24 protein-coding genes and 1 riboswitch are annotated in these 23,944 nt (G+C 41.6%); of the genes, 8 read left to right on the top strand and 16 right to left on the bottom strand.

Features of this window, described 5'->3' with window-relative positions; translation table 11 throughout:
- Nucleotides 1–178: 178 nt before the first annotated feature.
- From EQG49_RS08145 to EQG49_RS08135, 3 genes are all read right to left on the bottom strand, one after another.
- The gene (locus tag EQG49_RS08145) at nt 179–1,195 is read right to left on the bottom strand and encodes an NlpC/P60 family protein (RefSeq protein ID WP_133363517.1); all 1,017 of its coding nucleotides are present in this window, start codon (nt 1,193–1,195) and stop codon (nt 179–181) included.
- A gap of 384 nt (nt 1,196–1,579) precedes the next feature.
- Entirely contained in the window at nt 1,580–1,981 is a 402-nt protein-coding gene (locus EQG49_RS08140; RefSeq protein ID WP_133363516.1) for a DUF6508 domain-containing protein, read from the bottom strand.
- A gap of 528 nt (nt 1,982–2,509) precedes the next feature.
- Complete coding sequence (locus EQG49_RS08135) at nt 2,510–3,643, bottom strand: AI-2E family transporter (RefSeq protein ID WP_133363515.1); 1,134 nt, start codon at nt 3,641–3,643, stop codon at nt 2,510–2,512.
- 202 nt (nt 3,644–3,845) lie between these two features.
- Here EQG49_RS08135 and EQG49_RS08130 point away from each other — a divergent pair, with 202 nt between their 5' ends.
- Nucleotides 3,846–4,169, top strand: coding sequence for a hypothetical protein (locus EQG49_RS08130; protein WP_133363514.1), 324 nt, complete (start codon nt 3,846–3,848; stop codon nt 4,167–4,169).
- 125 nt (nt 4,170–4,294) lie between these two features.
- Here EQG49_RS08130 and EQG49_RS08125 read toward each other — a convergent pair whose 3' ends face one another.
- The 4 genes from EQG49_RS08125 to EQG49_RS08110 form a co-directional block, all read right to left on the bottom strand.
- The gene (locus EQG49_RS08125; RefSeq protein WP_133363513.1) at nt 4,295–4,999 is read right to left on the bottom strand and encodes an NAD-dependent protein deacylase; all 705 of its coding nucleotides are present in this window, start codon (nt 4,997–4,999) and stop codon (nt 4,295–4,297) included.
- Between the two features lie 137 nt (nt 5,000–5,136).
- Nucleotides 5,137–5,400, bottom strand: a complete 264-nt coding sequence (locus EQG49_RS08120; protein WP_133363512.1) for a hypothetical protein — start codon at nt 5,398–5,400, stop codon at nt 5,137–5,139.
- 67 nt (nt 5,401–5,467) lie between these two features.
- Nucleotides 5,468–6,466: an IpaB/EvcA family protein gene (locus EQG49_RS08115; RefSeq protein ID WP_133363511.1), complete on the bottom strand. Its 999-nt coding sequence runs from the start codon at nt 6,464–6,466 to the stop codon at nt 5,468–5,470.
- 2 nt (nt 6,467–6,468) lie between these two features.
- The gene (locus EQG49_RS08110) at nt 6,469–7,704 is read right to left on the bottom strand and encodes a hydroxymethylglutaryl-CoA reductase, degradative (RefSeq protein ID WP_133363510.1); all 1,236 of its coding nucleotides are present in this window, start codon (nt 7,702–7,704) and stop codon (nt 6,469–6,471) included.
- A gap of 187 nt (nt 7,705–7,891) precedes the next feature.
- Between EQG49_RS08110 and EQG49_RS08105 the strand changes: the two genes are divergently transcribed.
- Complete coding sequence (locus EQG49_RS08105) at nt 7,892–8,671, top strand: sortase family protein (RefSeq protein ID WP_133363509.1); 780 nt, start codon at nt 7,892–7,894, stop codon at nt 8,669–8,671.
- A gap of 555 nt (nt 8,672–9,226) precedes the next feature.
- Here EQG49_RS08105 and adhP read toward each other — a convergent pair.
- The gene (adhP, locus tag EQG49_RS08100; RefSeq protein WP_133363508.1) at nt 9,227–10,282 is read right to left on the bottom strand and encodes an alcohol dehydrogenase AdhP; all 1,056 of its coding nucleotides are present in this window, start codon (nt 10,280–10,282) and stop codon (nt 9,227–9,229) included.
- A 346-nt stretch (nt 10,283–10,628) separates the two neighbouring features.
- Between adhP and EQG49_RS13720 the strand changes: the two genes are divergently transcribed.
- On the top strand, nt 10,629–10,778 hold the full coding sequence (locus EQG49_RS13720; protein ID WP_165964839.1) for a hypothetical protein: 150 nt from the start codon (nt 10,629–10,631) through the stop codon (nt 10,776–10,778).
- Nucleotides 10,779–11,121: 343 nt separating this feature from the next.
- Nucleotides 11,122–11,490: a DUF805 domain-containing protein gene (locus EQG49_RS08095; protein WP_133363507.1), complete on the top strand. Its 369-nt coding sequence runs from the start codon at nt 11,122–11,124 to the stop codon at nt 11,488–11,490.
- 86 nt (nt 11,491–11,576) lie between these two features.
- Here EQG49_RS08095 and EQG49_RS08090 read toward each other — a convergent pair whose 3' ends face one another.
- Nucleotides 11,577–11,948: a hypothetical protein gene (locus EQG49_RS08090; RefSeq protein ID WP_133363506.1), complete on the bottom strand. Its 372-nt coding sequence runs from the start codon at nt 11,946–11,948 to the stop codon at nt 11,577–11,579.
- Nucleotides 11,949–12,333: 385 nt separating this feature from the next.
- Here EQG49_RS08090 and EQG49_RS08085 point away from each other — a divergent pair, with 385 nt between their 5' ends.
- On the top strand, nt 12,334–13,008 hold the full coding sequence (locus EQG49_RS08085; protein ID WP_165964838.1) for a C40 family peptidase: 675 nt from the start codon (nt 12,334–12,336) through the stop codon (nt 13,006–13,008).
- 110 nt (nt 13,009–13,118) lie between these two features.
- On the opposite strand, the gene EQG49_RS08080 is transcribed toward EQG49_RS08085, so the two are convergent.
- The 4 genes from EQG49_RS08080 to EQG49_RS08065 form a co-directional block, all read right to left on the bottom strand.
- A complete protein-coding gene (locus tag EQG49_RS08080) occupies nt 13,119–13,820 on the bottom strand; it encodes a 2,3-diphosphoglycerate-dependent phosphoglycerate mutase (RefSeq protein ID WP_133363504.1) in 702 nt (233 codons plus the stop codon).
- Between the two features lie 378 nt (nt 13,821–14,198).
- On the bottom strand, nt 14,199–14,549 hold the full coding sequence (locus EQG49_RS08075; RefSeq protein ID WP_133363503.1) for an AzlD domain-containing protein: 351 nt from the start codon (nt 14,547–14,549) through the stop codon (nt 14,199–14,201).
- Entirely contained in the window at nt 14,549–15,349 is an 801-nt protein-coding gene (locus EQG49_RS08070; RefSeq protein ID WP_133363502.1) for an AzlC family ABC transporter permease, read from the bottom strand. The genes EQG49_RS08075 and EQG49_RS08070 overlap by 1 nt, the downstream gene beginning before the upstream one ends.
- Nucleotides 15,350–15,540: 191 nt before the next feature.
- The gene (locus tag EQG49_RS08065; RefSeq protein WP_133363501.1) at nt 15,541–17,265 is read right to left on the bottom strand and encodes a MucBP domain-containing protein; all 1,725 of its coding nucleotides are present in this window, start codon (nt 17,263–17,265) and stop codon (nt 15,541–15,543) included.
- A 304-nt stretch (nt 17,266–17,569) separates the two neighbouring features.
- On the opposite strand from EQG49_RS08065, the gene EQG49_RS08060 reads away from it, so the two are divergent.
- Both EQG49_RS08060 and pnuC read left to right on the top strand, forming a co-directional pair.
- Nucleotides 17,570–18,607, top strand: coding sequence for a branched-chain amino acid aminotransferase (locus tag EQG49_RS08060; protein ID WP_133363500.1), 1,038 nt, complete (start codon nt 17,570–17,572; stop codon nt 18,605–18,607).
- A gap of 371 nt (nt 18,608–18,978) precedes the next feature.
- Nucleotides 18,979–19,854, top strand: coding sequence for a nicotinamide riboside transporter PnuC (gene pnuC, locus EQG49_RS08055; protein WP_133363499.1), 876 nt, complete (start codon nt 18,979–18,981; stop codon nt 19,852–19,854).
- A gap of 131 nt (nt 19,855–19,985) precedes the next feature.
- On the opposite strand, the gene EQG49_RS08050 is transcribed toward pnuC, so the two are convergent.
- The 3 genes from EQG49_RS08050 to EQG49_RS08040 form a co-directional block, all read right to left on the bottom strand.
- Entirely contained in the window at nt 19,986–20,834 is an 849-nt protein-coding gene (locus tag EQG49_RS08050; protein ID WP_133363498.1) for an aldo/keto reductase, read from the bottom strand.
- A 129-nt stretch (nt 20,835–20,963) separates the two neighbouring features.
- Entirely contained in the window at nt 20,964–21,293 is a 330-nt protein-coding gene (trxA, locus tag EQG49_RS08045) for a thioredoxin (RefSeq protein ID WP_133363497.1), read from the bottom strand.
- Nucleotides 21,294–21,314: 21 nt separating this feature from the next.
- Nucleotides 21,315–22,223, bottom strand: a complete 909-nt coding sequence (locus EQG49_RS08040; protein WP_133363496.1) for an RluA family pseudouridine synthase — start codon at nt 22,221–22,223, stop codon at nt 21,315–21,317.
- 806 nt (nt 22,224–23,029) lie between these two features.
- Nucleotides 23,030–23,120, top strand: a riboswitch (TPP riboswitch).
- 171 nt (nt 23,121–23,291) lie between these two features.
- Here EQG49_RS08040 and EQG49_RS08035 point away from each other — a divergent pair.
- Nucleotides 23,292–23,864 (top strand): ECF transporter S component, encoded by a 573-nt coding sequence (locus EQG49_RS08035; protein WP_133363495.1) that lies wholly within the window; start codon nt 23,292–23,294, stop codon nt 23,862–23,864.
- The last annotated feature ends 80 nt before the right edge of the window (nt 23,865–23,944 follow it).

Below are 23,944 nucleotides of genomic sequence, written 5' to 3'. Positions count from 1 at the left end.
TTCTCACAAATAATCTTCAACTATTATAACGAATATTAGAGAATATTGTTAGCGATATGATGCTAATTGCAGACAAAAAAGCGAAAGATTTCAATCATTCTCGATTGAATCTTCCGCTTTTAGTTAAATCTTTACGAATCTAGGACAAAATTTGCTTTCGTCCGCCGTCCCATATTGATTATTTGATTACGATATCGTAGTGGTTACCAACAGTTCCACGGTCATGGACAACACCCATACCAAGTGGTGTCATCACCTTAGTACCAAATGGCTTAGATGACGCAAGAATCAAGTAGCCATCCTTGTCGCGACCATTCAATGTGTACGTACCATCAGCAGTGTAAGCGCCCATTCCTGAACGGTTAGAACCATCTGGAGAGTAGTAAGTGAATGTCTTGTTGTCGTAGCTTACACGACCTTTTTGTTTGAATTGCGCAGCCGTCATAATTGCTTGTGCGTCTGCTGCAGTTGTATCAGCGTTAACATCATCACTTGAAGCAGTGATAAGATCAGCTAATTGGCTAACACGACCAGCAAATTGTGGCTTGAAGTTACTTACAGTGTTAATTGAAACCTTCTTACCTGGTTGTGGGGCTTCAATGAATTTACCATCACCAATTGCAATCGCAACGTGGTAGACCTTACCGCCGCGTGACCAGAAGTACAAGTCACCAGCTTTAGCTTCACTAACATCAATCTTAGTCGTTAATTTAGCTTGTTGGCCTGATTGGTGTGGCAAATCAATGCCTAAGCTGTTTTTGTACACGTAAGAAACCAAACCAGAACAGTCAAATCCCTTAGGTGAAGAACCCGCCCAAACGTAAGGTGTACCAATAAATTGCTTAGCGTAAGTAATCATTGATGCAATCTTTTGATCGGCTTGTTGTGAAGTTCCATCAACAGTCGTCGCAGTATTAGCATCTTTCTTTTCAGCTTGTTGCTTTTCAAATTTTTCAAAGCTTGCTTTAGAAGGAATCACAATCTTTTGACCCTTAAAAATTAAACGCGGGTTGTTCAAGTGGTTGTAAGCTGCAACTTGGTCAATTGTTGACTTGTACTTTTCAGCAATTTCAAAGACGTTGTCGCCACGTTTTGCCGTCACAGTAATATCCGCGTTACCGACAATACTAGTTCCCAAAATAGCGGCCCCAGCAGTTGCCATCGTAAGTGTTAAGTTCTTTGCAATTTTATTCATGTAATTCGCTTCCTCCGAGTGTGATTAACGTTGAATGGTTCCCTTTTTATCCGTTCACGTATATTGATTGAATATCCTTAAGAATTCCTTATGTTTTATATCATGCAATTATCATAGCAAAAAAGAATCGGCTTATGAAGGGCATTAGGCGAAGTTTCATGGTTTGTTCACACATTCTGGGCGATTGTAATCTGCGCGTAACACTAACCGCGATTTAGCAATATTAACCACAAAAAATTCACACATTTTCACACGCAATACTTATTATTCGTTCGTAGAATCTTATAGACTACTACTAAAAATGCCGGTTATCTCTTCTATCATTGATAATACTATTCAAATAAAAAGTGGAGGTTCCCACTTACGTAGTTACCTCCACTGTGATTATTTAATATCTACTGTTGCTTTATTTTTGTGGATTGCTTGTAGCTTTTCCGTCAAACGTAGTAATAAACCGTTTTCGAGCATCGATGCCCACATACCTTCTAAATGCCGTTCTCCACGAATAATTGCGGTAGTAATGGCATCAAAAGTTGCGACATCATCACTTTCCACAATTAACTTTTCAATATCACGTTCTTCAAGTTTGTCATAAGGTAACTTACTCAACACCCGGTCATAGTCACGATTATACATCGTTGAGTGTTGAAATTCAGATGCAAATTGATACATTTCTTGATCATAATCTGGGCTACCATCCAAATGCTTACCGACAGTCCAAACTACCGGTACACCTTGGGCGTCGCGAAAATATGCAATGTGTTTATCAAAATCAAATTGTGACATGCCACACCTCTTTACTTATTTTTTATAAGTATTAATTATAGAACATTTCCTAAAGTTTAGCCAATTAAAATCATCGGTTACTTGCAGGACGAAAAAAAAGCCACTGAACAATACCGTCCAGTGGCTACTATTTATGATTCTAGTGTAGGATTGTCGTTTCTGTGCTTTTCAAGCATCGAATTACTGAGGTTCTATTGTCACTGTTGTTTTTCCTATGCTACTAAGACCTGTGGTTGGTAACTGTTTTTTCTAGTTTGAGAATTATTACTAACTAACGGAGTGCCGGTAAATTGCTTGGTGGGCGCAGCCTTTACACCGCGACTGGGGTGATATGTGTGCAACACATGTCGCCGCTGAGGATAAGATGAGACTTCTTAGGAATTTATTCCTTAGAAGCCCAGCTTGTCCGAACCTCCCAAGACCGCACTTTGGCTTGGGAGGTTGCTTCCAGCGTGGTGCGCCAAGTAATTTACTGGCACGTAGTGGTCAATTTTATCCAATCCCACGTGAGCCGAAATAGATCATTACTTATTCAATGTCTTTCAAATCATCAACCGTGATATGGCCCTTTTGAATTCGATAAATGTTCCACATGTATGAAACAAATGTCCGGACAACTGCGTATAATGGAATCGCTAAAATCATGCCACCGATTCCCGCGATATTACCGGCCGCCAACAAGATAATGATGATGGTTAATGGGTGAATTTTCAATGTCTTGCCGATGATGTTGGGGTAGATTAAATTTCCATCGACTTGTTGCACAATCACGACAACAGCAATTACCCAAACGAGTTGCCATGAACCGACTGTTAAAGCCACCAGCAATGAAGGAAAAATCCCAATGTATGGTCCAACGTAAGGAATGATGTTCGTAATCCCAGCAACTACTCCTAGTAATAGGGCGTATGGTTGCCCAATGATTAAGTAACCGATACTTGTAAAGACCCCAACAAAGAGGCATTCAAGTACTTGACCATCAATGTATTGTGAAATGGTTTTTGACATCTTACCCATCAATTCCGCAATGTTATCTTGCTTATCGGCTGGGAACAAACGCATCACATTTGGCATGAATTTATGGCCATCGTTCAACATATAAAACAGCATAACTGGTACCGTGATTGCCGTAATCGTAATGCTCGTCACTTTCCCAATTACCGCACCAAGGCCGTTTGCAGTTCCAAGTAAAAACGTCTTCGCGTATTTGCCGGCGGAATTTTCAATCGTACTTGCATCCACCTTCAGTCCACTCTTAGCAAGCCACTTGTTATGCATTAAGTCGTTTACTTCATTTTGCACGTCATTTGTGAATTTGGGTAAGTTCGCTAACAACCGACTAACCTGATTAATTAACTGTGGTACAACCGTAATAATAACGAGCGCTAATAACGCAATTACTGCAATCATTACAATTGCCACGGCCAATGTGCGTGGAATCCGGAATTTTTTAATTTTAACTTTTTGCAATAGCTTCACTACCGGATTCAATAAGTAATATAAGAATCCTGAAATAATGATTGGCAAGAAAACGGTTTGTACAAATATCCCAATTGGTGTGAATAAGAATGAAATTTGCGTACACACGAAAACTAATAAAGCTAATACTAGTAGTTCCAACGACCAAAACATCAGCTTGGATGTTCGTAATTTTTCAAACATTGCTAGCTCCCTCTGATTAATTATTTGTCTTTAAGATTAACAAATTACCACTATAATAGCCATCAAATAACCCATTTATTCGGTGGCCTACTAATCGCCCCGTATAACCATTGCTTAAAAGTTAGTGCATTTTTGCACTAAGAATGCTAGAATACTGATATATATTAGTTTACTAACTTAAACAAAGGAAGGTTTTATAATCATGGCTGTTTCTGTAATTATTTACTGGGGTCTCTCAGTTGCACTTGCTGTTCTTGCTGTTTGGGCATTAATCATGACTTTCGTTTACTTCACCAAGCAAGTTGGTGGTAACTTGTTCATGCTCGTTGTTATCGACTTGCTTGCTGGATTAGTTGGTTTGGCTGGTTGGGTTGTTTACAGCAACACTTCATGGTCTAACTACTGGTTAACCGCTTCACCTAAAACAACTTCATCATTGTTGTTGATTAGCTGGATTGCTTTGCTTGTCTTAGCAGTTGTTCAATTCGTATTGACAGTTGTTGATGCAAAACGCGTTGCCGCTTAATTAAATATCTCCAAATAAAAATCCCGCCCACTAATTTTAGTGAGCGGGATTTTGCGTACCTATATTTTCAGGCGTTGGTCATAAGGTAAAATCGTGCCTTCTATTGCGGAACCAAATTCCATTTTTTATTCAACCGTCAATTGTTCAAAAAAGGTAACGGCATCCCCAATTTCTTGTTGGACATACTGTGGCGCTTCAATTCGTTCGCGGTTCACTGCCAAGATAGGCACCTGGGCATTAGCATATTGCAATAGTCCGGCAAATGGATACACAACAAAGCTAGTCCCAACGATAACCACTAAATCAGCGTTCATCACCCATTGCGCGGCTTCATTAGTACGGAATGGGATTTCACCATATAACGTGATGTTAGGTCGTAAAATGTCGCCATCTTCCCGACGCATTCCTGCCTGGTAATTTTGGTAACTTGCTGGTTGGTGATCAGTAACCCCATAGACATCGTAGATATTGCCATGGTATTCAATCACCCGTTCAGCATCAGCACCAGCTTTAAGGTGTAACCCATCCACATTCTGCGTAATAATCCGGGCTTTTCCCGCGTTAACTAATGCCGCCATTTTTTGATGAATGACATTCGGCTTAGTGGCTGGAAAGTACATATTTTTGATAATGAAATCATACATTTTAGCTGGCTCATTGGCTAAGGCATCGGTACTTAACAGATATTCTGGCCGTTCAACCGCATCATACAAGCCACCTTTAGATCGATAATCTGGAATTCCTGAAGCCGTCGAAACCCCCGCGCCGGTTAAGAACACAATGTTTTTCGCATTGTTAAATAAATCCTGTATCTTTTTGTCCATGAACAACTCCCCGCTTACTTCTGTTTGATATTTTATCCATTAATTATCGCACGTTAATAAGCCAGATTTCTACCTTACTAGGAGAAATCCGGCTTATTTTACAGGCTGGAAAATTTATGCCCCAGCCCCATACTATTCACTACTTATTCAACGCCTAAAACTTCATTTGTAGCCCAACGGAAGTCGATATTAGCGTAGCCACTTGGTGTAACTGCAGTTATTTTTTTACTAAATTCCTCACCAATAACGCTGTAAAATTCGACATCAAACGGAACCGTTCCGTTGTCCCCATCCACGAACAACAGCGCCATGACTGATTTGCCATCACTATCATGGGTATAAAGCATTTCATCAAACTCTTTGTCAGCTATTTGATCTTTGACTTCATTGAGGATAAATAGCTTCATTTCAAGGGATTAACCTGCTTCAAAATCGACGTGGTCGCATTCAGCCACAAACTAACGATTTACGTAATTAAGCTTCATCCGCCGTTGGTTCAGTATCGCGCATTGAATAAGGCATTGCGATGCTATCGAATAATTCTTCCACCGTCATATCATAAAGTTGCTTGAACCATTCCGTTGAACCACCGGTAACTTCTTCAGGAATCGCAATTACGAAACCATTTTGGTGGTCTTGACGATTCAACCCAACATAAGCGCGTTCGCCAGTCTTTTTATCCTTCATTTCTGAGTGGAACACTTCAAAGACTTGGCGCACTTGCATCCGCAATTGACGCGCTGAGAAGACGCTTGAAAGGGTAGCAAATTCATTACTGTGTAATTCAGGCATGCCCCAAGCTTTCATTTGAGCATCAAAGCCCTTGAACATCTTCACAATTGCCCGACGCATTGCAAATGGCGAATCGACTGGCTTCTTCGTTACGTCATCATACAAGTTCTTCGCACCTGCGTAGGCAATTGGGTAGTCCTTACGGAAACGGGCCAAGTATTTCTTCTTGTCTTCATCAGCTTCATAGAAGGCCAACGCATCAACCAATGTTAACAAACGCAAAGCTGCTTGATCGTCATTCTCATCACCTTCTGGGGTCAAAGTGTGGGCAATCCCGCTAGCAAATGCTTCAGACACTTCTGGGGTAATCAAGTCATGCTTACGTTGTTCCGCAACCACGATATTGTGTGCCACGGCGTTATATAAACTAGTGGCCATAATCATTAATTGTTCATCAAGCTGTTCATCACCAAATGACAAGTTAAACATAATTTGGGGGAAGCCTGACATTGACATCAACATGTGCATCAATTCGTGCGTTGCCGTATAATCTGGTGCGGTTACATCGTTAACTTCAATCAAGAAACGTGAACCCATCGCATCACGGGTAGCTTGCCCATGTAATAAATAACCGGCTTTTTCCTTACCGAAATGAACCATTACTTCCCCAGGGAAAATTTGATTAACTTGGTCCAATAATCCTTTGGCGGTTGCGCTTAAACGTACTACTTCTTCTGTCATTTTTAATTTCTCACCTTATCTAAGATTTCTTGTGCTGTTTGCATATCTGCATGGACAGCGTGCTTTAATTTTTCAACGACCACCGGAATTTCCTCGGTGGTTGCACCAACTGCAATGGCCAACGATTTCATTTGCAAAGCCATGTGACCAGCTTGAATCCCATTAGTTACTAGCGCGCGTAACGCTGCTAAATTCTGGGCTAAGCCAACACCAGCAATGACTTGCGCTAATTCCTCCGCGCTTTCAATTGCTAACATCCGTTGGTTGGCTTTAACCAGTGGGACAATCCCAATCGAGCCACCGACAATTCCAACCGGTAGTGGGATAATCAACTCGCCTAGCAAATGTTCATCCGTAATAGACCATGTGGTTAAGCCACGATATTGGCCGGTATGACTCGCATAAGCATGCACGCCGGCTTCGATTGCCCGCCAGTCATTCCCACTCGCCATAACGGCTGCATCAATCCCATTCATCAAACCTTTGTTTTCAGTAGTCGCACGGTATGGATCGCGCTGACTGAACTCGCTCGCAATCATGATTTGGTCAGCAATTTGCTGGCCAGAAAAATCACCTTTGACCAAACTGCTAAACGGGATTGCTACCGTTGCCTTAACTAATGATTCGGTCGCCAAGTTCGATAGAATAGCCATTGTCACTTGTCCTAAATCGCGCTTACGTAAATCATTGGCAACAGCTTCTGCCATTGTGTTAACAACATTTGCACCCATCGCAGCCTTAGTATCGACCAGCAAATCAACTGAAACATAGCCAGCACCTAAATCACGCACGCGAATATCTGTTAAGCCACCACCACGGGCTGCCATTGAAGGATGTGCGGCATTACCTAAGTTAACTAACTCGTCCTGATGTGCTTGCATATAGTCAACAACTAGCTCAAAATCAGCGTCGTGTATGAGAACCTGACCAATCATTTGCCGATTAAGGATTTCAGCTTTGACACCACTACCCAAACCAATCATGCGTGCACCATTAGCGGCTGCCGCAATAACTGACGGTTCCTCGGTCACCATTGGCACCATGTATGTCTGCCCGTTCACAACCAGGTTTGGCACCACACCTTCTGGTAATCGATAGCTGGTTACATAATTTTCAATCATTTGCTCATTAACGGCATCATAGTTAGCTGTAAATAACGCCTGATCTGCCACTGATAAATGACCCTGTGTGACCATTTCGCGCAAGCGTTCAGTCCACGACAATTGATGAAATTTCATAATCCACCTATCCCATGCTAAAACACAAATCGGGGTAATTCCCAATTATGCACTTAGCACCCCTGCTTTCTCGTAAATTTAATACATCTATTTTAACATATCAAACCGTGTTCATAGTTATTTCATATCGATTCGCTATTATTGAATTAGTAAACTTTATCTATAAAATTCAGGAAAGGGGGCGTCAATGTCTAAAAAAATTATCCTCGCTTGTATTGTCATGGTCGCAATTCTCGGTATAAAATTATCGCCACTCAGTGTAGCCAGTTCGCCCCCACTCCATCAATACAACATCACAATGAGTAGCACGCTTGAGCAACAATATCTCGACGATGTCATGGAAACTGAAACCACCGCACCATTTTACGTCAATCCCCAAGCTAGCTGGAAAAAGGCGTTAAGTGAAGTGTTCACTAGTCTCCGGAGCACTGCGCAACAATCCATCGCCAATCTCTACTTTGAAGCGGATGGTCAACCCCTCCCCATTTTCCAAACAACCTTGGCCGCCCAGTTACACCAAGGCATTACTTTAGTTTCCGGTTCGGCGAGTTTAACTAACGCCTCCCGCCAAACAAGTACGCTCCTTGCGACTGCACCCAATACCATCAATGCATTTGCCGGGCACTTACCTAACATGTCCGTTGGTGCCCTTTTCTATATTCATAGTGGTACGAGCCATTTGACGTACCAAGTTGTTAAGCAACAAATTATTGATAAGCCAATTAATAATGTCATCGCGCAACCAAAGGATAACGGCAACTACGTAACTTTAGCTGTGCCAATGATTCAAGCTAATCAAAACGTAACTTTAGCAATCCAAGGACAATTACTCGCGAATGATTTCAAAGCCGCCGCGATTCCCAAACAATGGTTCATGCCGATTGCCCTATTGATATTAATGGTCATTATCTCCATTTGGGTTTTCTGGGCGACATACCACATTGTCTGGCAGATTTTCTTTAAGTAAATATTGGTACGTGAGTATTTCGGGTCGTGAATTAGGTTTCAGTATATCAAGGTTGCAACCCGCATTTTGTACCACTTTCCGGCGCTATTTATTCTAGCGTGGGATTGTCGTTTCCGTACTTTTCAAGTATCAAATTACTAGGGTTCTATTATCAGTGTTTTTCATGCCACTGCGTCCTATAGTTGGTAACTGTTTTTGCTAGTTTGAGCATTATTCCAAACTAACGGAGTACCGGTAAATTGCTTGGCGGGCGCAGCCTTTACACCGCGACTGGGGGAATATGTGTGCAGCACATATTCCCGCTGAGGATGAGATGAGGAATCTTGGGGATTTATCCCCTAGAGTCCCAGCTTATCCGAACCGACCAAGACCGCACTTTGGCTTGGGAGGCTGCTTCCAGCGTGGTGCTCCAAGTAATTTACTGGCACGTAGTGGCCAATTTCATTCAATCCCACGTCAGAAAAATTAGAACCCACTTTCCCAGTATTAACATTAATAACGCAAAAATAGCCCGATTTCCCTTGTGATAAGGGGAATCGGGCTATTTGATTAATATTAAAGAGTAGTGAAATCGAAGACCTTACGACCGGTAATCTTACCGTTCTTCATTTCATCGATAACTTCGTTGATGTCACTGAATGCAACCTTTTCAACGATAGGCTTAACTTTACCTTCAGCACCGAATTGGAAAGCTTCCTTCAAGTCAGCACGCGTACCAACCAATGAACCACGAACTTCGATACCGTCAAGAACAGTCTTAGCGATGTTCAAAGCCATGTCACCTTGTGGCAAAGCAACGGCAACTAACTTACCCATTGGGCGCAATGAATCAACGGCTTGGTTAAAGGCAGTTGCGTTAACTGCGGTAACTTGGGCGTTGTGCACACCACCAGTTGCCTTTTGCACTTCAGCAGCCACGTCTTCAACCTTCTTACGGTTAATCATAACTTCAGCACCATTGGCGTGTGCAGCAGCCAACTTATCTTCGTTACCATCGATAACAGCAACGTGAGCACCAAAGACATTGTGTGCGTATTGGACAGCCAAGTTACCAAGACCACCGGCACCGTGAACTGAAACCCATTGACCAGGCTTAGTTTCACCAACCTTCAATGACTTGTACATTGTAACACCGGCACAAGTGATTGAAGTTGCTTCAACTGGATCTAAGCCTTCTGGAACTTTAACTGCATACTTAGCGTTAACAACAACTTGTTGTGACATTGCACCATCAATTGTGTAACCTGAGTTGCGAACGTTACGACAGAAAGTTTCATTACCTGAAACACAGAAATCACAAACGCCACATGCGTCGTAGAACCAAGCGATTGATACACGATCGCCGACTTTCAAGTAGTCAGATGCGCCTTCGCCAAGCTTAGACACGCGACCAACACCTTCGTGACCAATAACACGGCGGAAAGCACCGTTACGTTCACCCAATTCATTAGGGTTACCAAAATCACCGTTTGCACAGTGTAAATCAGTGTGACAGAGACCAACGTATTCCACGTCAACCAAGGCGTCACCGAAGCTCAAATCGCGGGGCTTCCAGTCTTCTAAGATATCAACAAAACCATCTGGTACTTCACGAACAACTGCTGCTTTCATTATTTAAATTCCTCACTTGTCTTAATTCATCATATTTAATATCGCTTACTTATTACATTCTAATGCAAACGTTTTCAAAAAGAAAGTGTAAGTTATCACAATTTAAAATATTTTTCACGTGAAATTGATTATTACCACCGTTTTTAATAGTTCCATTGCTCACATGTGAATAAAAAGCATAAAAAATATGAATATTCTGTGAGCATATCTCACCCCTTTTTTTGAGAATCGCAGTATAATATAAGTGTAGAAGAGATAGGGTTTCTCTTTACAAAGGGATTTGTTTTTAGAGCCTCATTCGAAAAGAGTATGTCAATTTAGATTTAGTGGAAAGAAGGTGTATCCGATGCCTTTTGATATTGATGATATTAAAGATCAAGCAACAGATGCCTTGAAGGACGTCGATCTTGACGACCTTAAAGACAAAGCAGAAGATCTCTTGAAGGACGTTGATCTTGACGACCTCAAGGACAAAGCAAAAGATTTACTTGGGTAAGCTTATATATTTGAACAAGTATCACCGCTCATGGCTGTTTCGGTCATGGGCGTTTTTTGATTCCAATTCGTCTGACGTGGGATTGAATAAAATTGGCCACTGCGTTAGTTAGTCATAATTCTCAAAACTAGAAAAAAACAGTCGTTGTGGGCAAAAAATGCATTGAAAACGAACTGAACCGCTGAAATAATGCACCAGTTTAATCAATCGGTAATTCAGTGGTTGTTCAGAATTTATAGTATGCAAACTAGTGCTAAGCAAAATCCGATACCAGAAACTACTACTATGCTAGAATGAATATTGTATTAGCAATTTTATTTATCAAAGAAAGGAAGTAATTACCATGATTGAAGCAACTAAATTATTTTGGACGCACGTGTTTGATTTCCAAACTCGTTCAACGCGCAGTGATTTCTGGTGGGCGGCATTAGGTAATATTATTCTATCGATTATTGTCTCCTTTGTTGCCGGGCTTATTTTCGGTAACAGCACTGCAGGTTCAGCAGCTTATTCAATTATTTATGGAATTGTTGGTTTTCTCTACTTGATTGCGACGATTTCAATCGTTGTCCGACGTTTACATGACATTAACCGTTCCGGCGGTTGGTGGTGGATTCAACTGATTCCAATTGTCGGCGGGATTATCTTATTAGTCTTTGAATTGACTGCCACAGTCGAAGTTGGCAACCGTTATCCTAAAATGGAACGCTGATAACTAAAGTACCAAAAATAAGCCGGATTTCTCCTTATCATAAAGGTAGAAATCCGGCTTATTAACGTGCGATAAAGCGTCGCATTTTATTCGCCATCATTTTCAAACTGTGCCGTTAATTCAGCTACTCGTTGTTTGAAGTCTGCACTAAAAATGTCGTATTGTGCCACTAATTCGGTAACATCATCAATGTTCCCTTCGGCAGTTTCAGCAAAATAGTCAAATTCAGCTTCTACCTGCTTATTAGTTTTATCTGCGTCGGCAACCTTATCAAACTTCGCCACGTGATTATTGAAATCAATGATCGCAATTTCATTGACCAATGGTTCCATAATTTCACCACCACGCGCAATGATTGTGTCCTGCATAACTTGGAGTGCTTCACGTAAAGTATTAATGCTCGTTGCTGCAATCGTTTTTACTGCATCCCGATTAGCCAACATTGTTTGTTTATCCATTTTATCGTCATCCGTTTTCTGATTAATAGAGCTATTTTAACCCATTTACGTTGTGAAATGGAATTATTATTCAGTGTTACCTACCTAATCCAGTTTTAATTATTGCGCGCTTGCGTCAAATTCCGTGTTCCTGTCATTAGTTTGCAATCAGTTTTCGATTAATTTTCTTCATCATTTCGCCTTGTGAACCCTAGTTTAAACCACTTTTATAATCATTTTCTAATGTTTTTGCGTACATTGTTTATGCATTTTGCATTAAATGTATGTCATTAGATTGTATTCAGACGTAATTATGTCGTAAATGCATCGCAATACTGGACTGATATGCTTATCACTGTTCAATAACTCATGTCGTACACAACAAAAAGGGGTAACAAAGGATAATATGAATAAATTTAATTTAAAGAAAATCGCATTATCATCATTTGTCACGACAGCATTATTAGCCGGTGGGACGGTTATCGCTAATGCGGACACAGTTACAGTTAAATCGGGGGATTCACTTTCAGCACTTGCTGCTACTAACGGGACAACCGTTAATAAAATTGCTCAAGATAACCACATCGCTAACCCGCAATTAATTTTTGTAGGACAAAGCTTACAAATCAACGGTGGTAGCAATGCAAGTGTTGGCAGTCAAAGTCAGGCCGCACAACCAAGCAATGTTTCAACACGCAGCACAACGACCTCATCATCAACTGGTCAAAATATCGTTAACTACGCTGCCCGCTTCTTAGGTACACCCTACGTTTGGGGCGGTGGCACACCAGCTGGCTTTGACTGTTCTGGACTTGTTCAATACGTCTTCGCCAATGCGGCTGGGATTAACTTAGCTCACTACACTGGTTCACAAGCCGCTGCAACCACGCGGATTCCAGTTAGCCAAGCTAAAGCCGGCGATTTATACTTCTGGGCTAATGGCAGTGGTGTTTACCACGTTGCCATCGCTACTGGAAACGGTCAATACATTGAAGCACCAAAACCTGGTGATGTCGTTAAGACAAGTTCTGTTAATTACTGGGCACCATCATTTGCTACTCGCGTTGCGGGTGTAAACTAAAATTATCAATATACGTTTAAAAGTCGGAAATTTTATTTCTGGCTTTTTTTATGTGCTCACAAAAAAACACCAACCAGAACCTAATCTAGTTAGTGTTTTCAATATAAATATTACAAAGCTTTCTTAGTAAGAATCTTCTTATCAGTAAGCTTCAAGTCTTTGTCGAATGTGTAGACAACTGGTTCACCAGTAGCCATTTCGAGGTTAAGGATATCATCGTCAGAAATTTCTTCGATGTACTTAGCCAAGGCACGCAATGAGTTACCGTGGGCTGCGATCACAATGTTCTTGTCATCCTTAAGCTTTGGTGCGATTTCATCTTGATAGAATGGAATTACGCGTTCCAAAGTAACCTTCAAGTTTTCACCTGCTGGAATAGTGCGTGGGTCCAAGTTAGCGTAGCGACGGTCGCCAGCAATTGAACCTTCAGCGTTAACGTCTTGCATAGGTGGCAATACGTCATATGAACGACGCCAGATGTGCACTTGTTCGTCACCCCACTTAGCAGCTGCTTCAGCCTTATCTTGGCCTTGCAATGCACCGTAGTGACGTTCGTTTAAGCGCCAAGTCTTAGTTTCTGGAATCCAGAGTTGGTCTGATTCTTCCAAAGCGAAGTGTAAAGTCTTGATGGCACGCTTCAATACTGAAGTGTATGCGTAATCAAATTCCAAACCTTCTGCCTTCAATGAACGACCAGCGTTCTTGGCTTCTTCAACACCTTGGTCTGACAAGTTAACATCAACCCAACCAGTGAACAAGTTCTTCAAGTTCCATTCACTTTGTCCGTGACGAATCAAAACTAATTTAGCCATTAGGATAAATACCTCTTTAAATTGATTTTTTTATACTGGTCTATTATAACCGATTTTGTGATGATGCGCACACAAATTCCCTTGTCCACCGAACTAAATTTAACCAAGCGCTTAAATTCCATTCACTATTATGCTTTACAAACTCCCCGACACAGTTATTGATTATCACAACCTGGTTTGTCGGCCAAATGATTATCACGCAAGTTCCCAACATCGATATTTTTGTCAATTATTTATCACCGTTAGCAATCAGCTTACTCGTTAGCGGTGTCATAATAATCTTTGGCTTAGAATGGTGGTTCATGCACAAATTAAAAAGTTAATAATTACAAAAAAATCCCACGCAACCGATAAAAAGTTGCGTGGGATTTATTTTATTTAAAATTGAATACCCATTGATGTTAATAGTAACGCAAAGCCCCAAACTGCGGCTAAACCCGTCACAACTGACAGTAACATTGAGTGTGTATAATATGCCACGACAATAACTAAGACTGCCGCCAGCATCATGTTCACGTTACCAAACGTGACATGGTAATCGTGATCCACGAAAATGTCCTTGGCAATCAATGCCGTGAACAACGAAACTGGAACGAACCCCATCCAATCGTTAAACCACTTGGGAATTTTCCGTGTAGTGAAGAATAGCATTGGGATGTACCGCGGAAGAAAGGCCGCAATCGCCCCAAAACCCACAATCATTAAATGCCGTTTTAATTCTGCATCCATTATTCAGCACTCCCTTTTTGTTCCTTCGCGCGTTGCAAGCGCCCTAATTGTTCGTGCGTATTCTTTGGTCCCTTAACTTTAGACAAGATCGCACTTTGATGATTGTGCTTTTTGATGGCCATTTCAGCTAAGTAACCCGCCGTTGCTGCCGTCACAGTCGCTAAGATTAATCCAAGCGTGCTTTGGAAAGCGACAACTAACCAGACTGATAAAACACCTGATACGATTACTGGGAAGAAAAGAATGCGCTTCTTGATTTGCATTGTGACCATGTATAAGAACATTGCGGTTAAAGCAAAGTGCACAATTGGTAAATCAATTGTAACTGCGGAACCAAGAATCCCACCAACAACATTTCCTAACGTCCAAGCTGCTAATGAGAAATATTCAACTTTCAAAGCATCATCAGCACTCCAATTTTTATCAGTTGAAAACTTAAGGTAATTAACCGCATAGTTTTCATCATTCATTGAAGCAGAAAAACGCAAAATAAAGTGCTGTGGTTGGTCACGCAGGTATTTCGACAAACTCGTTCCAAGCAGTGCATACCGTAATTCCAAGAAAAACAGCATGATAGTGATTGTCCAGACTGGTGTGGCTGTCATGAGCATTGACGCAATCATGAACTGAGCACCACCAGAGAAAACTAGAACTGATAAGAGCACAATCATCCAGATCGCGAAACCACCAGAGTGTAAAAGAATTCCGGCAGCAATCCCGATGGGGAGATAGCTTAACATTAAAGGCATTGTAACTTTCATTACTGTGAGCCAACGGGGCTCGTTCTTTTGTTCCTTCATCACGACTCCGAAAAATTTCTACTTTTTATAAAAACAATACTAATATTGTAGCATATTTTACACGAACATTAACATACTTAGAGCAATAATATTGGCTTTGATCGTCAATTTGAGGTAAGTAAAAACACCTATCCGCCCATTTTACAGCAGTGGCGATAGGTGTTTTCTTGTGAAATTGTAAATAATGTAGCCTACAACTTATACTTTTTCTTCCATATATTCACAGCAAGCACTCCCGAGAGTATCACGATACCAAGGATTGGCGCCAAGAACTCACGACTCCGTCCAGCTTTTGGTAGCGTTGTTGTTGAATTTGTCGTATTTCCTGAATTCATTACGGTTGTTTTTGCAGGTTTCGTGGGCGTTTTTTTGCCACCAGTCCCCGGTAACTTATCAGGTTCCGCAGGTTTTTGCGTTGATGTTCCACTTGGCTTGTCTCCTGTGACCGGTGATGGCGTGTTTGGGGTCTCCGTATTTGAACTGTTTTTTTCATAGACAAATTTATAACTTTGACCGCTAACATCCCCATATTTCACACTCGTATTAGCATCTGTACTTTGCCAATTGAGCTTTGGCACTGCACGTGTCATGCTATTAGTCGCATTGTATAAACCCTTAAACTTGTAATTGTCAAAATTTTTGGGCGTTAAATCTAACTTATCATCAACGTAACCACTAATTACCTCAGGTGCTTCCAATTCATTATCATCAGTGTCAACGCGATAAATTGTAATTGGCTGCGCTGCGGTGCGATATTCATAGGTTACCACTTGTGGGCCCCCAGTCATCATGCCAGTTGCACTCCCACTGACTACCTTGGGGTCACCATAACCGGCAATTGTTGGCGCAGCTGGTAATGTATATGCATCTCCCCGGAAACCTTCGTTCGTAGTTGATGCTACGACTGGTTTTCCGTTGCTATCTTGGGTAATTTCCTTACCTTGTTGATCAACGTATCTTGGGGTGACCGTACCACTAATCCGCCAAACTAACGTACCGGCATCCGCATCAGGGTAGCCATTTTCTGTATTAATGTAATCAACAAATTGTTGGGCGGCAGTCAGCGCGCTTCCAGTCGTCAGCGGTGTCACGATACCATTACCGTAGGGGTGGAAGTTTTCTTCCGTTCCATCTGGTGAAAAATAACTAACCCATTTGAAGGCATCTTCCCCGATTTCGATTGGCCCATCAAAATCACCCAAGGTAATCTGCGTAAGACTTAAACAGCCAAAAAATGAGCCTCCACCAATTGTTTTTAACTTAGGATTGTTTGCGAATCGAATTGAAGTTAATTCTTGGCACGTATAGAAGGAATTCTCATCAAGTGTTGTTAAATTAACTAAATTGTCAAAATCAACGCTATTCATTCGCCACAAATCAGGAAAGGCCGTGTTCGCAATCGTGGTAATATCATCCATATCCGCTGGAAAACTTAAATTTCCGTCCCATTCACCACTATTGTAATATTCCAAAAATTCATTGGAAAGCGTAACAATCGTCGTGCCTTCAATATTGAAATCAGCACGGGTAAATGTCCATGCACCATTTCTAGCTTGCGCCGCTTTGGCTTTTTTCGACATATTTTTATTTGTCGTTGTATTCTTTTTTTCCGGTGCTTTCGTAACCGGTTTTTTCGACGTGCTAAAATTAACGCTCGGTAAAACTGGATTGTCCATTTTTTCGGCAGCACTTTGATTACTACTGTTAACGTCATTAACATTAACGGGTGCATCTACTTGTTTGGTAGCCAATGAATCTGCTAACACAATCGGAGTTACGCCTACCCCACCCAGCATAGTAATCATTGCCAGCGAAGTATAAATCCAGCGCTTGCCAAGCTTAGCAAACATCTTATTGGTACTATCACGGTACACCTGACGATATATTCTCATATTGTTTTCTTTATTTTTTTTCATAACATATTCTCCATTTCGCAATTGTTGCAAAGGGGCATCTACATATATCTGTTATCATTAGAATAATTATCAACTTAATTATATAAAGGCGATGTGAATATATTTTGTCTTAATTAGGTAGAAAATCGTGAAATACGTGCACGCTTGCTGTACAAATATACAATTATGATAATGTTGTAAATAAAGTGTCCTTGTTAGTTTAATCGCAATCCTGGCAATTTTGTGGTTAGCCACCATTTGATTTTTCCAATGGCATGAACTATCGTATACTTAACAAAAATATTCTTTAAAGGTAGGTGTCAACATGACTGAATTTGCTAACCCATCTGATTTTGATTGGAACAACCTGAACTTCTCATACCATCCCCTGCCTTATCGCTTCCGCGCATACTACGATAACGGCACTTGGCATGACATGGGTTTAGAAACTGATCCATATTTACCAATTCATGAAGGCTCGACTGCCTTGCATTATGGTCAACAAGTTTTCGAAGGAATGAAAGCCTACCGCCGTGCAGATGGTGGAATTAATCTTTTCCGTCCCGACCAAAATGCCGCTCGGATGAACCGGTCAAATGCCCGTCTGTTAATGCCTGAAGTCCCAACGGAGATGTTCCTTGAAGCGGCCAAAGCAGTCGTCCAAGCCAACGCCGATTTCGTTCCACCTTATGGAACTGGGGCAACTCTCTACTTACGCCCATTTATCATTGGTGTCGGCCCAAACGTTGGGGTACAACCGGCCGCCTCATATATCTTTACAATTTTCGCTACTCCAGTGGGACCATACTATAAAGGTGGCTTAACGCCAACTGCCTATGTAACTTCTGATTACGATCGGGCTGCTCACGGTGGAACTGGTCAAGCCAAGGTTGGTGGTAACTATGCGGCGAGCCTTATGCCCGGTGACCAAGCACACCAAGCGGGCTATTCCGATGTGGTCTACCTTGATCCACGACTCCATGAAAATATTGAAGAACTTGGTTCAGCCAACTTCTTCGGTATTACCAAAGACGGCCAGTTCTTAACACCAAAAAGCCCCTCAATCTTGCCTTCAATTACGAAGTACAGTCTAATGGCTGTGGCTGAGGAACTTGGTTTAACCGCACGCGAAACTACAATTAGTATTCACGACTTGGATCAATTCAGTGAAGCTGGTGCAATGGGCACAGCCGCGGTAATTTCACCAGTTGGTTCAATTACGCACGGTGACGACAAACACGTTTTCTTCTCAGAAACAGAAGTCGGACCCATCACTCAACAACTTTACAATCGCCTCCTCGCTATCCAATTCGGTGATGAAAAGGGACCCGAGAATTGGATTGTAGACGTGCCCGCCAAATAACATAAAAAAAGAAATGGAACAAAAGGCGTTTTGCAGTCTTTCGTTCGTTAATAAGCCTGGTTTCTACCTTACTACGCTAAGGAGAAATCAGGCTTATTTTGTAGGCTGGACAAATTATGTCCCAGCCTCTTTTTGCTAGTTTCGGACCCAAATTCACGCTATGTATGGCACAAAATGTGTTTTTTACTACCAAAGCACATGTTGTATCAGACAGTCTAGCACTTTTTTGCACTTTTAACTGCTGCAATGTTACAAATAGTTTCTATTTGTAAGTGTATACTACAAAATAAAGGGGGCGGATGATAGACGAGTATGCGGGCTGAAAAATTACTACTCCAAAATGTAAATTTTCATGACCAGGAATAATTGTCATGAAACAGTTCAGTCTGATTGGTACCTTCACTGCAACATTCGCAGAATTAATGGGGAAAATCATGGAAGAAACAAAGCAATCATTTTCCAATGTCGCCAAAGACGCAAGTATCGCCGCTCTCAGTCCCAAAAATATTATTCGTGATATGGTCCAGCAACCAATGGGGAATCGCATTTATATGCTCCTCTTAGCCGTAATGCAACTGGCTACCTTTGTTTTCGCGTATACGACCGCTGATGGTTTTGCCATCAGCGATGGTATGGCGAATCCGCTCAACATCATTGCTCTCATTGCCGGAATTGCCGGTGTCATGAAAGTTATCCTCGTCGCCCGCGGTAAAATGACGACGTACTTCTGGGGTTTAATCAATACCGTGGCTTATATTATCGTTTCCTCCCAATCAGCGTTGTGGGGCGAAGTAATGCTAAATGCATTTATCTTCGTAATGCAATTTGTTGGAGCCATTCAATGGATGCGACCAAATGAATCTGATGATGCCGATGCACCAAGTGGTACCGTCAAAGCGCGTCAATTATCACTACGTGGTTGGATTATTTTAGGCGTTATCATTATCGCTGGTTGGCAAATCTACGCCTTTGCACTAGGATTAACCAATGATCCTCACCCATCAGTTGATAGCTTAGCCGTCGTGTTACAAGTCATCGCGCAGTTCTTGATGACGATGCGTTATGGTGCGAGTCAATGGGCACTGTGGATTATCGCTAATATTGTTGAATTGTTATTGTGGTCACCATGGCTCAATTACAATCCGATTATGCTAGCCTTATGGGGCGCATTCTTAATCAACGCGGTCTACGGTTACTGGATGTGGACACGTACTTTGCAAGAACCCGAACCGGCTGCAACAAAGTAACGCATAGCAAACAAAATTTGGACAAAGGTTTTTATTCCACTGCAAAAAGGCACGATTACTACCCTTATCAAATAAGGAGCAATCGTACCTTTTTTAGTTATAGTTTATGTCTCAGCACTACTTTTACTTGTTTACCATAAATCATTCACATAGTTTTCATCCGGTGCACCCATAATCCGTTCACCACGATTCAACAAGTTAACCAACGCCATGTCATGCGGATTCAACGTAAAATCCCCAATCGTGGCATTTTCAGTAATTCGCTTGTTATTCGTTGATTTTGGAATTACGGCTGTCCCATTCTGATTATGCCACTTCAATACGATTTGAGCAGGCGTCTTACCGTATTTTTCAGCTAACGTAATAATCAATGGATCCTTCAAATCAGCGGCTTGACCCAATGGGCTCCAAGCTTGGTGTTGAATACCCAAGCTTTGCATGTAATCACGGGTCACATGATTATTAAAGTATGGGTGCGTCTCAACTTGGTCGACGGCTGGCATCACAGTAGCTTCCAACATCAAACGATCCAAGTGGTTCGCTTCAAAATTTGAAACCCCAATCGCACGGACATAACCTTCCTTGTACAAATGTTCCAGAGCTTTCCATGTTTGGAACATGTGCTTTTCTTTTGGCCAGTGCACCAAGTATAAATCCAAGTAATCCGTTTGTAATTCCTTGGTCGTATTCTTGAAGGCTGCCAAAGTCTCTTCGTAACCTTGTTCTTGTTGACCAACTTTTGAAGTTAACCAATAATTATCACGGTCAAGACCACTATTATTCGCAAAATAATTACCAAGATCAATTTGGTTGCCGTACATTGACGCCGTATCGAATAACCGGAATCCCGTCTCAACCGCATGATCCATCGCAGCCGTGAAATCTGGTGACTCTTGCGCCGCATATGTGCCAAAACCCAGTTTAGGCATCTCAACACCATTGTTTAATGTAAACGTCCCCGCCTCAAATTCTTTAATCATTTGTTCACCTCATCAAAGTTTATTATGTCGTAATTATACCAGATGAATGAAAACGCTTTTATGATTTTTTCTGGAAACTTTACAAATAAAAACAGGGCGGACACACAACTTGTCCCGCCCTGCAAATATTTACATATCAGTTGCTTCGCCAATCTTGGCTTCAATGTATTCAGCCAACTTGTCCTTAGGGTACAAGCCAGAAACCTTTTCGATTGCCTTACCATTGCGGAAAAGCACCAATGATGGAATACTCATCACGCGATATTCTTCAGCGATTGCCGTGTTACCGTCAACATCGAGTTTACCAAATTTGATTTGGTCACCGTATTCGCCTTCGAGTTGTTCCAAAATCGGATTCATCATCTTACAAGGGGCACACCAATCAGCCCAAAAATCGACCAAGGTTAAGCCTTCTGCAGTTTCAGTAGCGATATTTTCGCCCGTAATCGTTGTTGCCATATTCTTATTACCTCATTTATATTATTGAACAGTTTTCTTCAAGTTAACCGGGAAGTGTCCTGGTAGTTTAGCGCCAATTGAGCGTACTTCATCGCTGAATGGTACATGTAATTCCACTGTGGCACTATGTAGCAACATACCACCTTCATAATTCGATGATGGGTTGTACAATTTATCCCCGACAATCGGATGGCCAATTGATGCCAAATGCACCCGCAATTGATGCGTTCGCCCAGTTTCCAATTGTAAACGGAGTAACGTGTTTTGATAAACCATGTGAACTTTCGCCCACTTAGTTACTGCTGGTAAGGCGTTGGCCCCATCAATTAGACGTTTGCGGTCATCAACTGGGTCTTCACCAATCGCCGCATCAATAACGCCATGGCTCTCCGCCAAATTACCACAAACCCATGCCAAATACGTGCGACCAATAATTTTGTCGCCAATCATCTGATCAAGAATTGGGACAACAATCGGGTTCTTAGCAATGATTAGTGCCCCCGAAGTTTCTTTGTCGAGCCGGTGAACCATGTATGGGGCTTTACCCGGTTGATCCGCCAAATAAGCCGCCGCAAAGTTCATCATCGTTTGATCTTCACCCGGTGAATTAGGGTGTGACTTATAGCCCCGTGGCTTGTTAACCACCATCAAATCGTCATTTTCAAAAATGACATCTAGTTTCACTGAATCATCGCTAACATAATTAGATTCTGGAGTCATAAAGTCTGAATCAATAAAATGCAAATCCAGTTCATCCCCTGGTTTCAAAATCGTATTAGTTGGTTGGTATTTCCCATTAAGTTCTAAGCCCTCGCGCATCCGAATAGCACCCCGAATCCGCTTTGGAATTTTCCAAGCAGTGAGTTGTTCTTTAATTGAAATTGCCGGCTGATTAGCTGGTAATACTAGGTGCTTATCCCATGTTTGCATTCACTTTTACCCCGTCATTTACTTATTTCTATATTTTAACATATTTCGTCAAATCTGCTTACATTTTACTAGTAATCTGATTATATTACAGACTTTGCTAGATAACGTTGCTGATAAATGCCACTCCGCGAAATTTTTGGTTTGGCCACCATGGTAGAAAGACAAGCTTCACGAGCCTCTGCGAGTCTCACTCAGTTTGTGGAGCTAGCACACTATCTCCACAAATCCAATAATTTAAACTCCGTTAAAATTATTGCTACCACGGTACGAGGTAAACGCCAAACCAAAAATCCCCCTCCGTTAATTAGTAATTTATCCTAATTAGATTAAAATCAGCTTTTATATTTTGTGTAGCCAGGTCACATGCATAATTACAAAGTGGAGTTGCGTCAGATTTTATTAGTTAAAATTCAAGTAAAAGGTTAGTAATATTTATTTCGCTAGTGGTTTTACGGGTTTATGGTTCAGCTCTGCATACTAACGGAGTGCCTGGAAATTGCTTGGCGGGCGTAGCCTTTACACCACGACTGGGGAAATATGTGTGCAGCACATATTTCCGCTGAGGATAAGATGAGGAGTCTTAGGAATTTATTCCTTAGACTCCCAGCTTATCCGAGTTGTTCAAGACCGTACTTTGGCTTGAACATGTGCTTCCAGCGCGGTGCGCCAAGCAATTTCCAGGCACGGAGTGGCATTTTCAATCATACAATGTAATTTAAAACCAGCAAAATAATCCACCTATATACATCCGAAACAATTTCGTTTATACTAACGTCGTGGTCTTAAAAGCCACACACAATTGAAAGCCAAGCTATCTGGGGTGCTGTTACAGCTGAGATGATACCCATTGAACCTGATCTAGTTAGTACTAGTGGAGGAAGATACGACTATTTTGCTTATTCATATTCTAGCAATTTTTTAGCCACTCTTCATTTCATTAATGGAGAGTGGCTTTTTTATTACAAATGGTAAGCATGTTTAATTTCATGTACACGTTGAAATTATCTTAATCGTTGAACAATTACCCGATTGTCGCGGCTTTCAAATAAATTCGGGAGGTTGATGCACATGCAATCAACAAATACAGCTTCAAATAAAGTAACACACTGGCGTCTACGCGACGTGATTCTTTTGGCCCTCATCGGTATTTTCTTTGGTTTCATTTTCTGGGCTTGGGCCTTCGTGTACAACGTTGTCGCTGCCACACCACTGAAGCCATTCGCAAATGACATCACGATTGGTGCGTGGGTTATGGCCGGTCCAATGGCTGGTTTCCTGCTTCGTAAAGCTGGTGCATCATTGCTTGGTGAATTTCTTGCAGCCGCAGCGGAAATGATGATTGGTTCTCAATGGGGAGTTTCCAACTTACTTTCTGGTTTTATTCAAGGTATCGGTGCCGAACTTGGTTTTGCTTTCACCGGTTATAAAAAATGGAACGCCTTCAGTTTATTTCTCTCAGCGCTCACATCAACCATTGTTACCTTTGGTTGGGATTTATTCGCGAATGGTTACGCCTCATACAGTTTCGGTATGTTAGCGGCATTATTCATTATTCGCTTTATCTCAATTGGTTTCTTCGGTGGTGTTCTCGTCAATGCGATTACTAAACTTATCGAAAAATCTGGTGTTCTTGCTCGTTAATCAACACTTACAAGGCATAAATATTGCAGTTGGCTACGGTCAGCTGTATGTACATAACATGTTATTTGGAACTTGGGCAC

The sequence above is a fragment of the Periweissella cryptocerci genome (assembly GCF_004358325.1).
Lineage (GTDB): Bacteria > Bacillota > Bacilli > Lactobacillales > Lactobacillaceae > Periweissella > Periweissella cryptocerci.
This window is presented reverse-complemented; position numbering and strand designations above follow the sequence as displayed.